This is a genomic window from Cryobacterium algoritolerans (assembly GCF_004402785.1).
Lineage (GTDB): Bacteria > Actinomycetota > Actinomycetes > Actinomycetales > Microbacteriaceae > Cryobacterium > Cryobacterium algoritolerans.
Window position 1 is genome coordinate 299,717 of the sequence record NZ_SOFP01000046.1, and the last position, 14,684, is coordinate 314,400.

The window sequence follows — 14,684 nt, forward strand, 5'->3', positions numbered from 1 at the left end:
ACCATGAACGACCAGTCACGCGCATCCGTCGATGCCGGCCTCGCGCTGGCCGCCTTCAACTCCGACGGCCTGCTGCCGGCGGTGATCCAGCAGTGGGACACCGGTGAGGTGCTCATGCTCGGCTGGATGGATCGGGAGGCGCTGCGGCGTACCCTCACCGAGGGCCGCGTGACCTTCTGGTCGCGCAGCCGCCAGGAATACTGGCGCAAGGGCGATACCTCCGGGCACGGGCAGTACGTGAAGTCCGCCGCGCTCGACTGCGACGCCGACACCCTCCTCCTGCGGGTCGACCAGGTTGGTGCCGCGTGCCACACCGGCACGCACACCTGCTTCGACGGCCGGGGCATCGACGCCGCCACCGGCACCCGCCCGGCCGCACCAGCCGAAGTGGTGAATTGACCGTGGCGGTCGACGAGACCACGGCCGGGACGACCACCGCCGAACAGTTCGGCGCGCTCGGCCCAGAGCACCGCGTCATCCCGGTCATCCGTGAACTCTTCGCCGACGGGGAGACCCCGGTCGGCATCTACCGCAAGCTCGCCGCCGGGGCGCCGGGCAGCTTCCTGCTCGAGTCGGCTGAACAGGGCGGGATCTGGTCGCGGTTCTCCTTCGTCGGAGTGTCCTCCTTCGGCGTACTGACCCAACAGGGTGACGACACCCGGTGGATCGACTACGGAGTGGGCGCCGACCGTGCGCTCGGCGGCGCGGCCGGTTTGGGCCCGCTGGCGGCACTGTCCGCCCTCTTCGAACGCTGGCAGACGCCATGCCTTCCCGGTCACCCGCCGCTCACCGGCGGCCTGGTCGGCTTCATCGGCTGGGAGGCCATCCGCCAGATCGAGCGGCTGCCTGGCAGGCCGCCGGCCGACTACGACGTACCAGGCGAGGCGTTCAGCTTCGTCGCGGACCTCGTTGCGATCGACCACAGGTACGGCACCGTGCAGCTGATCGCGAACGTGCTCAACGACGGAACGGACACCCCGGCTGACCTCTGGGCGAGCGCCCAGGCCCGGCTCGACTCCCTCCAGGCCCGGCTCGCCGCGCCGTCGGAGGCCTGGCTCGCCGAGGTCGACCTGTCGAGCGTACCCGCGCCGGAGATGCGCACCACCCGCGCCGACTTCCTCGCCTCGGTGGAGGTCGCCAAACAGCGCATCGTCGACGGTGACATCTTCCAGGTCGTCATCTCCCAACGCTTCGACCAGGCCTGCACTGCCGACCCGATCGACGTCTACCGGGTGCTCCGCAGCCTCAACCCCAGCCCGTACATGTACCTCCTCAGCCTCGAGTCCACGACCGGCGAACCATACTGGATCGTCGGCTCCTCGCCGGAGGCCCTGGTCAAGGTGCAGCAGGACCGGGTCTTCACCCACCCGATCGCCGGGTCCAAGCCCCGGGGAACCACCCCGGAAACCGACGCCGACTTCGAAACGGAACTCGTCGGCGATCCCAAGGAACGAGCCGAGCACCTCATGCTGGTCGACCTTGCCCGGAACGACCTGCTCAAGGTGTGTGCGGCCGGCTCGGTGGAGGTCACCGAGTTCATGCGGATCGAACGGTTCAGCCACATCATGCACCTCGTCTCGTCGGTGGAGGGCAACCTCCTGCCCGGCAAGACTGCCATCGACGTGTTCCGGGCGACCTTCCCTGCCGGCACCCTGTCCGGCGCACCGAAACCCAGCGCCTTGGCGATCATCGACGAACTGGAACCCACCCAACGCGGTGTCTACGGGGGAGTGGTCGGCTACTTCGGCTTCGCCGGGGACGCGGACCTCGCCATCGCAATCCGAACGGCCACCATCATGAACGGCGTCGCCAGGGTGCAATCCGGGGGCGGCCTCGTCGCCGACTCCGACCCGGCATCCGAATACCAGGAGTCGCAGAACAAGGCGGCCGCCCCGCTGCGCGCCGTGGCCGTGGCCAACGCCATGAAGCGGGTGCGCTGAGTGACCGCTCGCCGACTCAAGCTCGCTGTCATCCTGCTGGTACTCGCAACCAGCGGCCTGGCCCTTCTGGCCTGGAGCCAGGTCTGGATCACCGCCGACGCCCTGCAACCCGGCGCGGCTCCGAAAACCCTGGAGGTGACCGGTTCGACTGCCGCGCCCGGTCTGACCGCGCTCGCCCTGGCCGGGGTGGCCCTCGCCGGCGCGCTGACCATCGCAGGCCCCGTCATCCGCGTCGTCCTGGGCCTGCTCGAAATCCTGCTCGGTTTTTCGGTCGGCCTCGCCGCCGCGCTCGCGCTGGGCGACCCTGCCCGGGCCAGCGCCGCCCTGGTCACCGCGGCGACCGGGATCGCCGGCAAGGAATCCGTCACCGACGGGGTCGTCGCCTCTGTCTCCACGCCGTGGCCCTACCTGGCCCTCGTTGCCGGCTTCGCAATGGCCGCGGCCGGTGCGCTCATCCTCGTGACCGCCCGCCGCTGGCCCGGCACCGGCTCGAGGTACCAGGCCGTGCGGTTCGAAGCCGCGGATGCCGCAGCCCACTCGAGCGGTACGTCCAACGATCCGTCCAGCGACGCCGTCGACGATTGGGACGGCCTCACCCGCGGTGAGGACCCGACAGCTCGTCGCTAAAGACGGTGGCCGTCAGGCCGCTAGACTTGACCTGCACGTCAACGCACAAAAGGAGATCCATGAGCTTCGAGTCGGTAGACCCTGGCGAAGGCCATTCCATTGCGGCCTGGACCGCCGTCACCATCATGCTGCTGGCCATCACCATCGGCACCGTGGCGTTCTTCCTCGCGCAGCCCTGGCTTGTCTGGGCCTCCGTGGCGCTGCTCGTTGTCGGTCTCGCCGTTGGCTGGGTGCTGTCCAAGGTGGGCTACGGCGTAGCCGACGCCACGCATCACGAAGTCCACTAGCCGAGTGCTTTCCGAGCTGCTAGCCGGGGCGATCGCCGACGCGGACCTGCGCCGTCAGAATCGCCCGTACGCCGTCGTCCAGGCGGCTGCCCTTGCGCGCCCGCCGGCCATCGACGCCCTGTCCGCGCTCGCCCCGGCGGATCGGGTGAAGATCATCGCCGAGGTGAAGCGGGCAAGCCCGTCCCGCGGCACCATCGCCGAGATCCGCGACCCGGCCGCCCTGGCCGTGTCCTACGAGTTCGGCGGCGCCAGCGCCATCAGCGTGCTGACCGAGGGACGCCGTTTCCTCGGCTCGATGGCCGACCTCGAACAGGTCCGCTCGGCAGTGTCGGTGCCGGTGCTCCGGAAGGACTTCATCGGTGACCCGTACCAGGTGCTCGAGGCCCGCGCCGCGGGCGCCGACCTCGTGCTGCTCATCGTCGCGGCCCTCGACCAGGCCAGCCTGGTCTCGCTGCACGACCTGGTGCGTGAACTCGGTATGACCGCCCTCGTCGAAACGCACAGCGCCGACGAGGTCGACCGCGCCCTCGATGTCGGGGCCAGCCTCGTCGGGGTGAACGCCCGCGACCTGTCCAGCTTCGCCCTCGACCAGGACCTGTTCGGCCGGTTGGCCGATCGGATCCCGTCCGGCGTGGTCCGGGTCGCCGAATCCGCCGTCAAGACGGCGGCGGATGTCGCGCATTACCGTGCCGCCGGTGCCGACATCGTGCTCGTCGGCGAAGCGCTCGTCACGAGCGACCCCATCCGCACACTCACCGAATTTCTGGCGGTATAGACATGTCCCTCAAAGCAGAAGCAGGCCCGTACTTCGGGGATTTCGGCGGACGATTCGTTCCGGAGTCCCTCGTGGCGGCGCTCGACGAACTCACCAACGAGTACACCCTCGCCCGATCAGACCCGGCCTTCGCCGCTGAGCTGATGGAGCTGCACCGCACCTACACGGGGCGTCCGTCCATCATTACCGAGGTGCCCAGGTTCGCCGCGCACGCCGGCTGCGCCCGGGTCATCCTGAAGCGCGAAGACCTCAACCACACCGGCTCGCACAAGATCAACAACGTCCTCGGGCAGGCCCTGCTGACCAGGCGCATCGGCAAGACCCGGGTGATCGCGGAGACCGGGGCCGGCCAGCACGGCGTGGCCACGGCAACCGCCGCAGCCCTGTTCGGGCTGGACTGCGTCGTCTACATGGGCGAGGTCGACACTGAACGCCAGGCCCTCAACGTGGCCAGGATGCGGCTGCTCGGCGCGGAGGTCGTGCCGGTCACGACCGGGTCCCGCACGCTCAAGGACGCCATCAACGACGCCATGCGCGACTGGGTGACCAACGTCGAGAACACCAATTACATCTTCGGGACCGTCGCCGGCCCGCACCCGTTCCCGGCGATGGTGCGTGACTTCCAGAAGATCATCGGCGAGGAGGCCCGCCAGCAGGTCCTCGACCTGACCGGGCGCCTCCCCGACGCCGTCACGGCGTGCGTGGGCGGGGGCTCCAACGCGATGGGCATCTTCCACGCGTTCCTCGACGACGCCGACGTGGCCCTCTACGGTTACGAGGCCGGCGGCGACGGAGCGGAGACCCTCCGGCACGCGGCGACGATCACCAAGGGGCGCCCGGGCATCCTGCACGGCGCCCGCAGCTTCCTGCTCCAGGACGAGGACGGCCAGACCGTCGAGTCGCACTCGATCTCCGCCGGCCTCGACTACCCGGGCGTCGGACCGGAGCACTCGTGGCTGGCCAGTATCGGCCGGGCGACCTACCTGCCGATCACCGACGCGGAGGCGATGAGCGCCCTGCGGCTGCTCAGCATCACCGAGGGGATCATCCCGGCCATCGAATCGGCACACGCTCTCGCCGGCACCCTCGACCTGGGCAAGCGGCTCGGATCGGACGCCACCATCCTGGTCAACCTCTCCGGCCGCGGCGACAAGGACATGGAAACCGCGGGACGATACTTCGACCTGCTCGACAAGGGTGCGGCACAGCTATGACGACGACGGTGAGCACGGTCGAATCCACCATCACCCTGCGGCGGCAACAGGGCGGTGGCGCCCTGATCGGCTACCTGCCGGTCGGGTTCCCGACCCTGTCCGAGAGCATCGACGCGGCGGTCGCCCTGGTCGCCGGTGGTGTGGACATTCTCGAACTGGGTCTGCCGTACTCCGACCCGGTCATGGATGGCCCGGTCATCCAGGCGGCCACCCAGCAGGCGCTCGCCAATGGCTTCCGGCTCCGCCATGGCATCGAGGCCGTCGCGGCGATCACCTCCCAGGTTGATGCCCCGGTGCTGGTGATGACCTACTGGAACCCGATCGTGCAGTACGGCGTCGAGCGGTTCGCCGACGACCTCCACCTCGCCGGCGGCGCAGGCCTGATCACCCCCGACCTGGTCCCCGACGACGCGGCCGACTGGTTCGCCGCAAGCGACCGCGCGGGCCTCGACCGTGTCTTCCTCGCCGCACCGTCCTCATCCGACGACCGGCTGGAGCAGGCGGTCAAGGCGAGCCGCGGTTTCGTCTACGCCGTGTCCACCATGGGGATCACCGGCGCCCGAAGCGACGTCGACTCGGCGGCCCGGGTGCTCATTGACCGGCTGCGCGCGGTCGGTTCGACGAGCGCCTGTGTCGGACTGGGCATTTCCACCCCCAGCCAGGTGCGGGAGATCCTCGGCTACGCGGACGGCGCCATCGTCGGCTCGGCGCTGGTGAGGGCGCTCGGCGACGGTGGAGTCCCAATGGTTGCAGCCCTCGCCCGCGACCTTGCCGCCGGTGCCAGGGACATCCGCCCCGCAGTCTGAGGTATGTTGACCGAGGCGGTCGTTCGGCGCCTCGACAGTTTTGTCGGCCGACCCCCGGTTCCGGCCAACCCGGAGTGACCTCGTCACGATGAAAGGTAATACCAGGTGTCTTTTCTGCTGAGCATCCCGAGCCCCAGCCCGGAGTGGAGTTTCTTCGACGTTGGACCGTTCCGGATCCACGCCTACGCACTCTGCATCCTGGCCGGGATCATTGCCGCCACCGTGCTGACCTCGCGTCGCCTGACCAGCCGAGGCGGCGAACCGGGCGTGGTGCTGGACATCATCCTCTGGGCCGTCCCGCTCGGCATCGTCGGGGCACGGATCTACCACGTGCTGACCCACCCGGGCGACTACTTCTACCCGGGCGCCGATCTGCTCCGCACCCTGTACATCTGGGAGGGCGGCAACGCCATCTTCGGGGCGCTGCTCGGCGGCGCCGTCGGAGCGTACATCGGCTGCCGCCTGTCCGGCATCCGCTTCTGGGCCTTCGCGGATGCGCTGGCTCCCGGCATGCTCGTCGCCCAGGCGATGGGACGGCTCGGCAACTGGTTCAACCACGAGTTGTTCGGTCTGCCGACCACCCTGCCCTGGGGTCTCCAGATCGAAACCGGCAACCCGGCGTACCCGGTCGGCCTGCCGGTTGGCACACTGTTCCACCCCACCTTCCTCTACGAGATGATCTGGAACGTCATCGGCGTGGCCGTGATCCTATTGCTCGAACGCCGGCTCACCCTGCGCTGGGGCAAGGCCTTCGGCGTGTACCTGGTCTGGTATGGCTTCGGACGCAGCTTCTTCGAGTCGATCCGGGTCGACCCGAGCGAATTCTATTTCGGAATCCGCACCAATGTCTGGGCCGCCTACGCCGCAATCCTGATCGGCCTGGTCCTCCTCATTGTTCAGAGTCGGCGCCACACCGGCACCCCGGTCAGCGCCTACCGGCCCGGCCGCGAGTGGAAGGGACCCGATGCTGAGGTAGAATCTGATGAGTTTGATTCGGATACCGAGGATCACGGTGATGACGCCGTCGGACCGACCGGATCAGGCGATGTTGCAGCCACAAGCACCAGCAACTCGCGCCTCTAGCCCCAGGGAAAACCCGCTACGGCTTGTCACCCGGTACCACGGGCCGCCGCGCACATGATCACTTTCAGCGGGCCAGCGTCGTCCCCACTTGCCAGTCACTTCGTGAGGACGGTCCCATGCCGCACACCCCCCTCTTCTCGCGCTTCAGCAGCGTGCCGAAGCCCCAAGGGTTGTACAACCCTGCCGACGAACGTGATGCGTGCGGCCTCGCCATGGTTGCAACGCTGCGCGGCACGGCAGGCCACGACATCATCACGCTCGCCCTCGACGCGCTCCGCAACCTCGAACACCGCGGCGCGGTGGGCTCGGATGCCGGAACCGGCGACGGCGCCGGCATCATCACCCAGATCCCCGACGTTTTCCTCCGCACCGTCACGGACTTCACCCTCCCCGAGGCCGGCCGTTACGCCGTGGGAAACGTCTTCCTGCCGACCGACCCGACCTCCCGCAGCACGATCAAGCGCGAGATCGCGCGGATCGTGCGCGAAGAAGGGCTCACGATCCTCGGCTGGCGTGAGGTTCCGGTGCGACCGGACGAGGTCGGGAACCTGGCCAGGGCGGCGATGCCCGCCATCCAGCAGCTCTTCGTGCAGAGCGACCGCACCGACGACACCGGGTTGTCCGTCGGCGACATCGCCCTGGACCGCCAGGCGGTGCGGTTGCGCAAGCGTGCCGAACGCGAACTGGAGATCTACTTTGCCTCGCTGTCCTGCCGGACCATGGTCTACAAGGGCATGGTCACCACCCTCCAACTGGAACCGTTCTACCCGGACCTTTCCGACCCTGGGTTCGTGTCCAAGCTCGCACTGGTGCACTCCCGGTACTCCACGAACACGTTCCCGTCCTGGCCTCTCGCCCAGCCGTTCCGGATGATCGCGCACAACGGCGAGATCAATACCGTGCAGGGCAACCGCAACTGGATGCAGGCACGCCAGTCCCAACTCGAATCCGAGCTGCTCGGCGACCTGGCCCCACTGCTGCCCATCGTCACCCCGGGCGGCAGCGACTCCGCCTCTTTCGACGAGGTCGTCGAACTGCTCAGCCTGACCGGGCGTTCCCTCCCGCACGCCGTGATGATGATGGTGCCCGAGGCCTGGGAAAACCAGACCGACCTCGACGAGGAACGCCGCGCGTTCTACGAGTACCACTCGATGTTGATGGAACCGTGGGATGGACCCGCCGCCATCGTCTTCACCGACGGATCCCTCGTCGGTGCCACCCTCGACCGGAACGGGCTGCGCCCCGGCCGTTACCTGATCACCGACGACGGACTCGTCGTGCTGGCCAGCGAGATCGGCGTGCTTGACATCGACCCGAGCCGCGTCGTGCGCAAGGGCCGTCTCCGTCCCGGCAAGATGTTCCTCGTCGACACCGTCGCCGGCCGCCTGATCGAGGACGACGAGATCAAGGCTGACCTGGCCGCCAGTGAGCCGTGGGGTACTTGGCTCGACGCGGGACGGATCAACCTCAAGGACCTGCCCGAGCGGGAGCACATCGTGCACCCACCGGCATCCGTCGTCCGCCGCCAGCGCACCTTCGGCTACACCGAGGAAGAGGTGCGGGTGCTGCTCGCCCCGATGGCACGCACCGGCGCTGAACCGCTCGGAGCGATGGGTTCCGACACCCCGATCGCCGTGCTCAGCGATCGGCCGAGGCTCATCTTCGACTACTTCACCCAGCAGTTCGCGCAGGTGACGAACCCGCCGCTCGACTCGATCCGGGAAGAGGTCGTCACCTCGCTCAAGCTCGGGCTCGGCCCCGAGCGCAACCTGCTCTCGGCCGGGCCGGAGCACGCCAGGCAGGTCGTCCTTGACTTCCCGGTCATCGACAACGACGAGCTGGCCAAAATCCAGCACATCGACACCGCCCCCGGCAGCCGCACGACCACCACCATCCGGGGTCTCTACCGGTTCGATGATGGGCCGGACGCCCTGTCGACCAGGATCGCCGAGATGTGCGTGGAGGCCGACGCGGCCATCGAAGCCGGCGCGATGTTCATCGTGCTCTCCGACCGTGACTCCAACAAGGACTTCGCCCCGATCCCCTCCCTCTTGATGATCGCCGCCGTGCACCACCACCTGATCCGCACCGAGAACAGGATGAAGGTCGGCATCGTCGTCGAGGCCGGCGACGTTCGGGAGGTGCACCACGTTGCGCTCCTGATCGGTTACGGAGCTTCGGCGGTCAACCCGTACCTGGCGATGGAGACCTGCGAGGACCTCGTCCGCAGCGGATACCTCACCTCCGGCACGCCGGAACAGGCCGTGCGTAACGTGATCAAGGCCCTCGGCAAGGGGGTGCTCAAGATCATGTCGAAGATGGGCATCTCCACGGTGTCCTCCTACGCCGGCGCCCAGACATTCGAGGCCGTGGGGCTCAGCCAGGAGTTCATCGACCAGTATTTCACCGGCACCACCAGCAAGCTCGGCGGGGTTGGTATCGACGTCATCGCCGCGGAGAACGAGGCCCGCCACGCTTCCGCCTACCCGGAGGATGCCGCCGTCACCGCGCACGAACGCCTGAACACGGGAGGCGAGTACCAGTGGCGCAGGGATGGCTCACCCCACCTGTTCAACCCGGAGACCATCTTCCGTCTCCAGCACTCCACCCGCAACCGCCGCTACGACATCTTCCGCGAGTACACGAAACTCGTCGACGACCAGGCCGAAAGCCTGATGACACTGCGCGGCATGTTCACATTCGACACCGGCAAGCGCCACCCCGTTCCCCTGGACGAGGTTGAGTCGATCGAGTCGATCGTCAAGCGGTTCGCCACCGGCGCGATGAGCTACGGTTCCATCTCGCCTGAGGCTCACGAGACGCTCGCCATCGCGATGAACCGCCTCGGCGGCAAATCCAACACCGGCGAGGGCGGCGAGGACCTCGATCGACTGATCGACCCCGAGCGGCGCAGCGCCGTGAAGCAGGTCGCGTCCGGCCGGTTCGGCGTGACCAGCATGTACCTGTCGCACGCCGACGACATCCAGATCAAACTCGCCCAGGGTGCCAAGCCGGGCGAGGGCGGCCAGCTGCCGCCGACGAAGGTGTACCCGTGGATCGCCCGCACCCGCCACGCTACCGCGGGAGTCGGCCTGATCTCGCCGCCGCCGCACCACGACATCTACTCGATCGAAGACCTCAAACAGTTGATCTTCGACCTCAAACGGGCCAATCCCAAGGCGCGGATCCACACCAAACTGGTCAGCCAATCCGGCATCGGCGCGGTCGCGGCCGGCGTCGCCAAGGCGCTTTCCGATGTGATCCTGATTTCCGGCCACGACGGCGGCACGGGCGCCAGCCCGCTGAACTCGCTCAAGCACGCCGGAACCCCCTGGGAACTAGGCCTCGCCGAGACCCAGCAGACGCTGATGCTCAACGGCATGCGGGACCGGGTGGTGCTGCAGGTTGACGGACAACTCAAAACCGGCCGAGACGTCGTCATCGGCGCGCTGCTCGGAGCCGAAGAGTTCGGCTTCGCCACCGCCCCGCTGATCGTCGAGGGCTGCGTCATGATGCGCGTCTGCCACCTGGACACCTGCCCGGTTGGCGTGGCCACCCAGAACCCCGAGTTGCGCAAGCGTTTCACCGGCAAGGCCGAATACGTGATCAACTTCTTCGAGTTCATCGCACAGGAGGTGCGAGAGTACCTCGCCGGCCTTGGTTTCCGCAGCCTCGAAGAGGCGATCGGACACCGGGAGATCCTCAACGTCGACGGCGCGCTCACACACTGGAAGGCATCCGGACTGGACCTGTCGCCGATCCTGGTCGGGCCGGACTTCTCCGCCGGGGAACCGAGGCAGTCCGGCCGCCCGCAGGAGCACGAGCTGGAACTGCATTTCGACAACGAGCTCATCCGCCGGAGCGCCAGCGTGCTCGACCACGGCGGCAGGATCGCCATCCGGCTGCCCATCCGCAACACCGAACGGGCGGTCGGAACGATGCTCGGCCACGAGGTGACGGTGCGCCACGGCGAACAGGGTCTCCCGGCCGGTTCGATCGACGTCACCCTGATCGGATCCGCCGGCCAGTCCCTCGGGGCGTTCCTGCCGAGCGGTATCACCCTGCGGCTCGAGGGCGACTCGAACGACTACGTCGGAAAGGGCCTCTCCGGTGGGCAGATCATCGTGCGCCCCGACCGGCGCAGCCTCTTCCCCGCGGAGCAGAACGTGATCGCCGGGAACGTGATCGGCTACGGCGCGACCCAGGGCAGCATGTTCATCCGTGGCATCGTGGGGGAGCGGTTCATGGTCCGCAACTCCGGTGCGACCGCCGTCGTCGAAGGCGTCGGCGACCACGCCCTCGAGTACATGACCGGCGGGCTCGCGGTGATCCTCGGCGAGACGGGACGCAACCTGGGGGCCGGAATGAGCGGTGGAACTGCCTACATTTACGACCTCCAGAGCGACAACGTCAACTTCCAGGCACTCCAATCCGGGGAACTGACCATGTCGTCGCTCGGCATCGCAGACCAGGAAATCGTTCGTGACCTGCTCGAACAACACCGCGACCACACCGATTCACCGCTCGCCGCCCGGTTGCTCGCCGACCTCGAAACCACCATGTCCACATTCGTCAAGGTGCTGCCGCGTGACTACGCGGCCGTGCTGGCAACCAGGCAGAATGCAGTCGCCGAGGGTCTCGACCCCGACGGCGACGTTGTCTGGAACCGCATCCTGGAGGTAACCAATGGCTGATCCGAAGGGCTTCCTCAAGACCACGGAGCGTGAAACCCCGGCCCGTCGTCCAGTATCCGTGCGCCTGATGGATTGGAAAGAGGTGTACGAGCAGGGGGATGCGGCGCAGCTGAAACGCCAGGCCGGCCGCTGCATGGACTGTGGCGTGCCTTTCTGCCACCAGGGTTGCCCCCTCGGGAACCTGATCCCCGAGTGGAACGACCTCACCTGGCGGGACGAGGGCCGGGAGGCGATCGAACGCCTGCACTCGACGAACAATTTCCCCGAGTTCACCGGCCGGCTCTGCCCGGCACCCTGCGAATCCGCCTGCGTGCTGGCCATCAGCCAGCCCGCCGTCACGATCAAGCAGGTGGAGGTGTCCATCATTGACCAGGCGTTCGCCAACGGCTGGGTGCAGCCGCAGCCACCGGGGCGCCTCACCGGTAAGACCGTCGCCGTCGTCGGCTCCGGCCCGGCCGGGCTTGCTGCGGCGCAGCAGCTCACGCGCGCCGGGCACACCGTCGCGGTCTTCGAACGCGACGACCGGATCGGCGGGCTGCTGCGCTACGGCATCCCCGACTTCAAGATGGAGAAGAAGCACCTCGAGTCGCGCCTGGCGCAGATGACCGCTGAGGGAACCAGATTCCGGGCGGGCGTCACCATCGGCGTCGACATCACCTGGGATGCCCTGCGTGCCAGGTACGACGCCGTGGTGATCGCCACCGGCGCCATGGTGCCCCGTGATCTCCCGATCCCCGGGCGGGACCTGCCCGGGGTTCACTTCGCGATGGAATACCTGGTCCAGCAGAACAAGGTCGGGGCAGGCGACGCCGTCGACAGGCAGATCACCGCGGAGGGCAAGCACGTGGTCGTGCTCGGCGGCGGCGACACCGGCGCGGACTGCATCGGCACAGCGCACCGGCAGCTGGCGGCATCCGTCACCAACCTCGCGATCGGCAAGCAACCCGGCACGAGCCGGCCGGACCACCAGCCGTGGCCGCTCTCGCCGACGCTGTTCGAGGTGTCGAGCGCCCACGAAGAGGGCGGCAGCAGGCAGTACCTCGCGTCTACGATCGAGTTCCTGGCGAACGCCGCAGGCGAGGTGCGCGCCATCCGGGTCGCCGAGACCGAGTACCTCGACGGTCGCCGCGTGCCCAAGGCGGGCAGCGAGCGGGAGATCCCCGCGGATCTCGTGCTTCTGTGCCTCGGCTTCACCGGGCCGGAATCCCGCGACCTCACCGCACAGCTGCAATTGCCGGTCGACGACCGGAGTAATGTCGAACGTGACGGCAACTACCAGACCAGTCACGAGGGAGTGTTTGTTGCCGGAGACGCCGGTCGCGGCCAGTCGCTCATCGTATGGGCGATCGCCGAAGGCCGGGCTGCGGCAGCCGCCGTCGATCGTTACCTCGAAGGTGAGACCCTACTCCCTGCTCCGGTCAAACCGACCGACCATGCCTTCGTAATCTGATTGGTCCGTAACCAAGTGATCCCCACCCAAGAGACTCACCACCCCGTGGTCTCTGCCCCCACGAAAGCACCACAGCGCCGAAAAGGCGCGGAAATCGGAGAATTTTCAGTATGAGACGCGCCAAAATCGTCGCCACCCTCGGGCCGGCAGCATCCAGCTACGATCAAATTCGAGCGCTCATCGATGCGGGCGTCGATGTCTGCCGGATGAACCTCAGCCACGGAGACTACCAAGTCCACGAAAGCGTTTACGCGAATGTTCGCAAGGCGGCGAATGACTCCGGCCGTGCGGTTGCCGTCATGGTCGACCTGCAGGGACCGAAGATCCGTCTCGGTAAGTTTGAAGGCGGCCCTTACGAACTGGCCGTCGGCGACATCTTTAAGATCACCACCGAAGAGGTCCTCGGTACCCGGGAACTCTCCGGCACCACCTACAAGGGACTTCCCCAGGACGTCAAGGCGGGCGACTTCCTCCTCATCGACGACGGCAAGGTCAAGGTCGAGGTCGTTGTCACGAACGGCACCGTCGTGACCACCAAGGTCATCGTCGCGGGCCCCGTCTCGAACAACAAGGGCATCAACCTTCCCGGCGTCGCCGTCAACGTGCCGGCCCTGTCCGAAAAGGACGAGGCCGACCTGCGCTGGGGTCTCCGGCTGGGAACAGACCTGATCGCTCTGTCGTTCGTGCGCGACGCCGCCGACATCACCCGCGTGCACGAGATCATGGCTGAAGAAGGCCGCCGCGTCCCCGTGATCGCGAAGATCGAGAAGCCGCAGGCCGTCGAGAACCTCGAAGGCATCGTCGACGCGTTCGACGCCATCATGGTCGCCCGTGGCGACCTGGGCGTCGAACTGCCTCTCGAGGCCGTGCCGATCGTGCAGAAGCAGGCGGTTGAGCTCGCTCGTCGCATGGCCAAGCCGGTCATCGTGGCCACCCAGATGCTGGAATCCATGATCCACAGCCCGGTGCCCACACGCGCCGAAACGTCCGACGTGGCCAACGCCGTGCTCGACGGTGCTGACGCGGTCATGCTCAGCGGCGAGACCAGCGTCGGCGAATACCCCGTCGTCACGGTCCAGACCATGGCGCGCATTGTGGCGTCGACGGAGGACCACGGTCTGGAGCGCATTGCTCCGCTGACGAACAAGCCGCACACCCAGGGTGGGGCGATCACCCTCGCCGCCATCGAGGTTGCCGAGTTCGTCGACGCGAAGTTCCTCTGCATCTTCACCGAGTCGGGCGACTCGGCCAGGCGGATGTCTCGCCTGCGTTCGAAGATCCCGATGCTGGCCTTCACCCCGGAGCCCGGCATCCGTCGTCGCCTTGCCCTCACCTGGGGCATCCAGACGTACCTGGTCGACCGGGTCACCCACACTGACGCCATGTTCGGACAGGTCGATGACATCCTGCTCAGCCAGGGCCTGGCCCAGCTCGGTGACAAGGTCGTCGTGATCAGCGGATCCCCTCCCGGAATCGCAGGCTCCACGAACGACATCCGTGTGCACCGCGTCGGCGATGCGCACAACGAGGTTCACCCGGCCTACGCCAAGAACTAGTTCGTTCCGAGGAAGCCCCGCCGCCCGGCTGAGCCGGGCGGCGGGGCTTCCTCGTGCCCCCCTCGTGCCCCCACCGTGCCCCCCTCGTGCCCCCACCGTGCCCCCCTCGTGCCCCCACCGTGCCCCCCTCGTGCCCCCACCGTGCCCCCACCGTGCCCCCACCGTGCCCCCACCGTGCCCCCACCGTGCCCCCACCGTGCCCCCACCTCACCACCGTGCCCCCACCCGGCCGCGAGAGTGCAGAAAACGCCC

At 67.7% G+C, this 14,684-nt stretch carries 11 protein-coding genes; all 11 read left to right on the top strand.

Annotation, left to right across the window (positions count from 1 at the left end; all coding sequences use genetic code 11):
• The first annotated feature begins 3 nt into the window (after window positions 1–3).
• Window positions 4–399 (top strand): phosphoribosyl-AMP cyclohydrolase, encoded by a 396-nt coding sequence (gene hisI, locus E3O19_RS09930; RefSeq protein ID WP_134567150.1) that lies wholly within the window; start codon window positions 4–6, stop codon window positions 397–399.
• Window positions 400–401: 2 nt separating this feature from the next.
• On the top strand, window positions 402–1,940 hold the full coding sequence (locus tag E3O19_RS09935) for an anthranilate synthase component I (RefSeq protein ID WP_134567152.1): 1,539 nt from the start codon (window positions 402–404) through the stop codon (window positions 1,938–1,940).
• Window positions 1,941–2,567, top strand: coding sequence for a Trp biosynthesis-associated membrane protein (locus tag E3O19_RS09940; RefSeq protein WP_134567154.1), 627 nt, complete (start codon window positions 1,941–1,943; stop codon window positions 2,565–2,567).
• 59 nt (window positions 2,568–2,626) lie between these two features.
• Window positions 2,627–2,854 (top strand): DUF6704 family protein, encoded by a 228-nt coding sequence (locus E3O19_RS09945; protein ID WP_134567156.1) that lies wholly within the window; start codon window positions 2,627–2,629, stop codon window positions 2,852–2,854.
• A gap of 4 nt (window positions 2,855–2,858) precedes the next feature.
• Complete coding sequence (trpC, locus tag E3O19_RS09950) at window positions 2,859–3,629, top strand: indole-3-glycerol phosphate synthase TrpC (RefSeq protein ID WP_134567158.1); 771 nt, start codon at window positions 2,859–2,861, stop codon at window positions 3,627–3,629.
• Window positions 3,630–3,631: 2 nt separating this feature from the next.
• Window positions 3,632–4,843, top strand: a complete 1,212-nt coding sequence (gene trpB / locus E3O19_RS09955) for a tryptophan synthase subunit beta (protein ID WP_134567160.1) — start codon at window positions 3,632–3,634, stop codon at window positions 4,841–4,843.
• Complete coding sequence (gene trpA / locus E3O19_RS09960) at window positions 4,840–5,649, top strand: tryptophan synthase subunit alpha (protein WP_134567162.1); 810 nt, start codon at window positions 4,840–4,842, stop codon at window positions 5,647–5,649. Before trpB ends, trpA begins: the two co-directional genes overlap by 4 nt.
• A 105-nt stretch (window positions 5,650–5,754) precedes the next feature.
• On the top strand, window positions 5,755–6,732 hold the full coding sequence (lgt, locus tag E3O19_RS09965; protein WP_241981297.1) for a prolipoprotein diacylglyceryl transferase: 978 nt from the start codon (window positions 5,755–5,757) through the stop codon (window positions 6,730–6,732).
• Between the two features lie 116 nt (window positions 6,733–6,848).
• Window positions 6,849–11,426 carry a glutamate synthase large subunit gene (gltB, locus tag E3O19_RS09970; RefSeq protein ID WP_134567164.1) on the top strand — a complete coding sequence of 1,526 codons (4,578 nt, stop codon included), beginning with the start codon at window positions 6,849–6,851 and terminating at the stop codon, window positions 11,424–11,426.
• Complete coding sequence (locus E3O19_RS09975) at window positions 11,419–12,876, top strand: glutamate synthase subunit beta (protein ID WP_134567166.1); 1,458 nt, start codon at window positions 11,419–11,421, stop codon at window positions 12,874–12,876. Before gltB ends, E3O19_RS09975 begins: the two co-directional genes overlap by 8 nt.
• A 110-nt stretch (window positions 12,877–12,986) precedes the next feature.
• Window positions 12,987–14,432, top strand: coding sequence for a pyruvate kinase (pyk, locus tag E3O19_RS09980; protein ID WP_134567168.1), 1,446 nt, complete (start codon window positions 12,987–12,989; stop codon window positions 14,430–14,432).
• Window positions 14,433–14,684 lie beyond the last annotated feature (252 nt).

Coding starts and splice junctions, on each gene's coding strand:
- gltB (WP_134567164.1), top strand. CDS start 6,849: ATGCCGCACACCCCCCTCTTCTCGCGCTTCAGCAGCGTGCCGAAGCCC.
- E3O19_RS09945 (WP_134567156.1), top strand. CDS start 2,627: ATGAGCTTCGAGTCGGTAGACCCTGGCGAAGGCCATTCCATTGCGGCC.
- E3O19_RS09975 (WP_134567166.1), top strand. CDS start 11,419: ATGGCTGATCCGAAGGGCTTCCTCAAGACCACGGAGCGTGAAACCCCG.
- trpA (WP_134567162.1), top strand. CDS start 4,840: ATGACGACGACGGTGAGCACGGTCGAATCCACCATCACCCTGCGGCGG.
- trpB (WP_134567160.1), top strand. CDS start 3,632: ATGTCCCTCAAAGCAGAAGCAGGCCCGTACTTCGGGGATTTCGGCGGA.
- hisI (WP_134567150.1), top strand. CDS start 4: ATGAACGACCAGTCACGCGCATCCGTCGATGCCGGCCTCGCGCTGGCC.
- pyk (WP_134567168.1), top strand. CDS start 12,987: ATGAGACGCGCCAAAATCGTCGCCACCCTCGGGCCGGCAGCATCCAGC.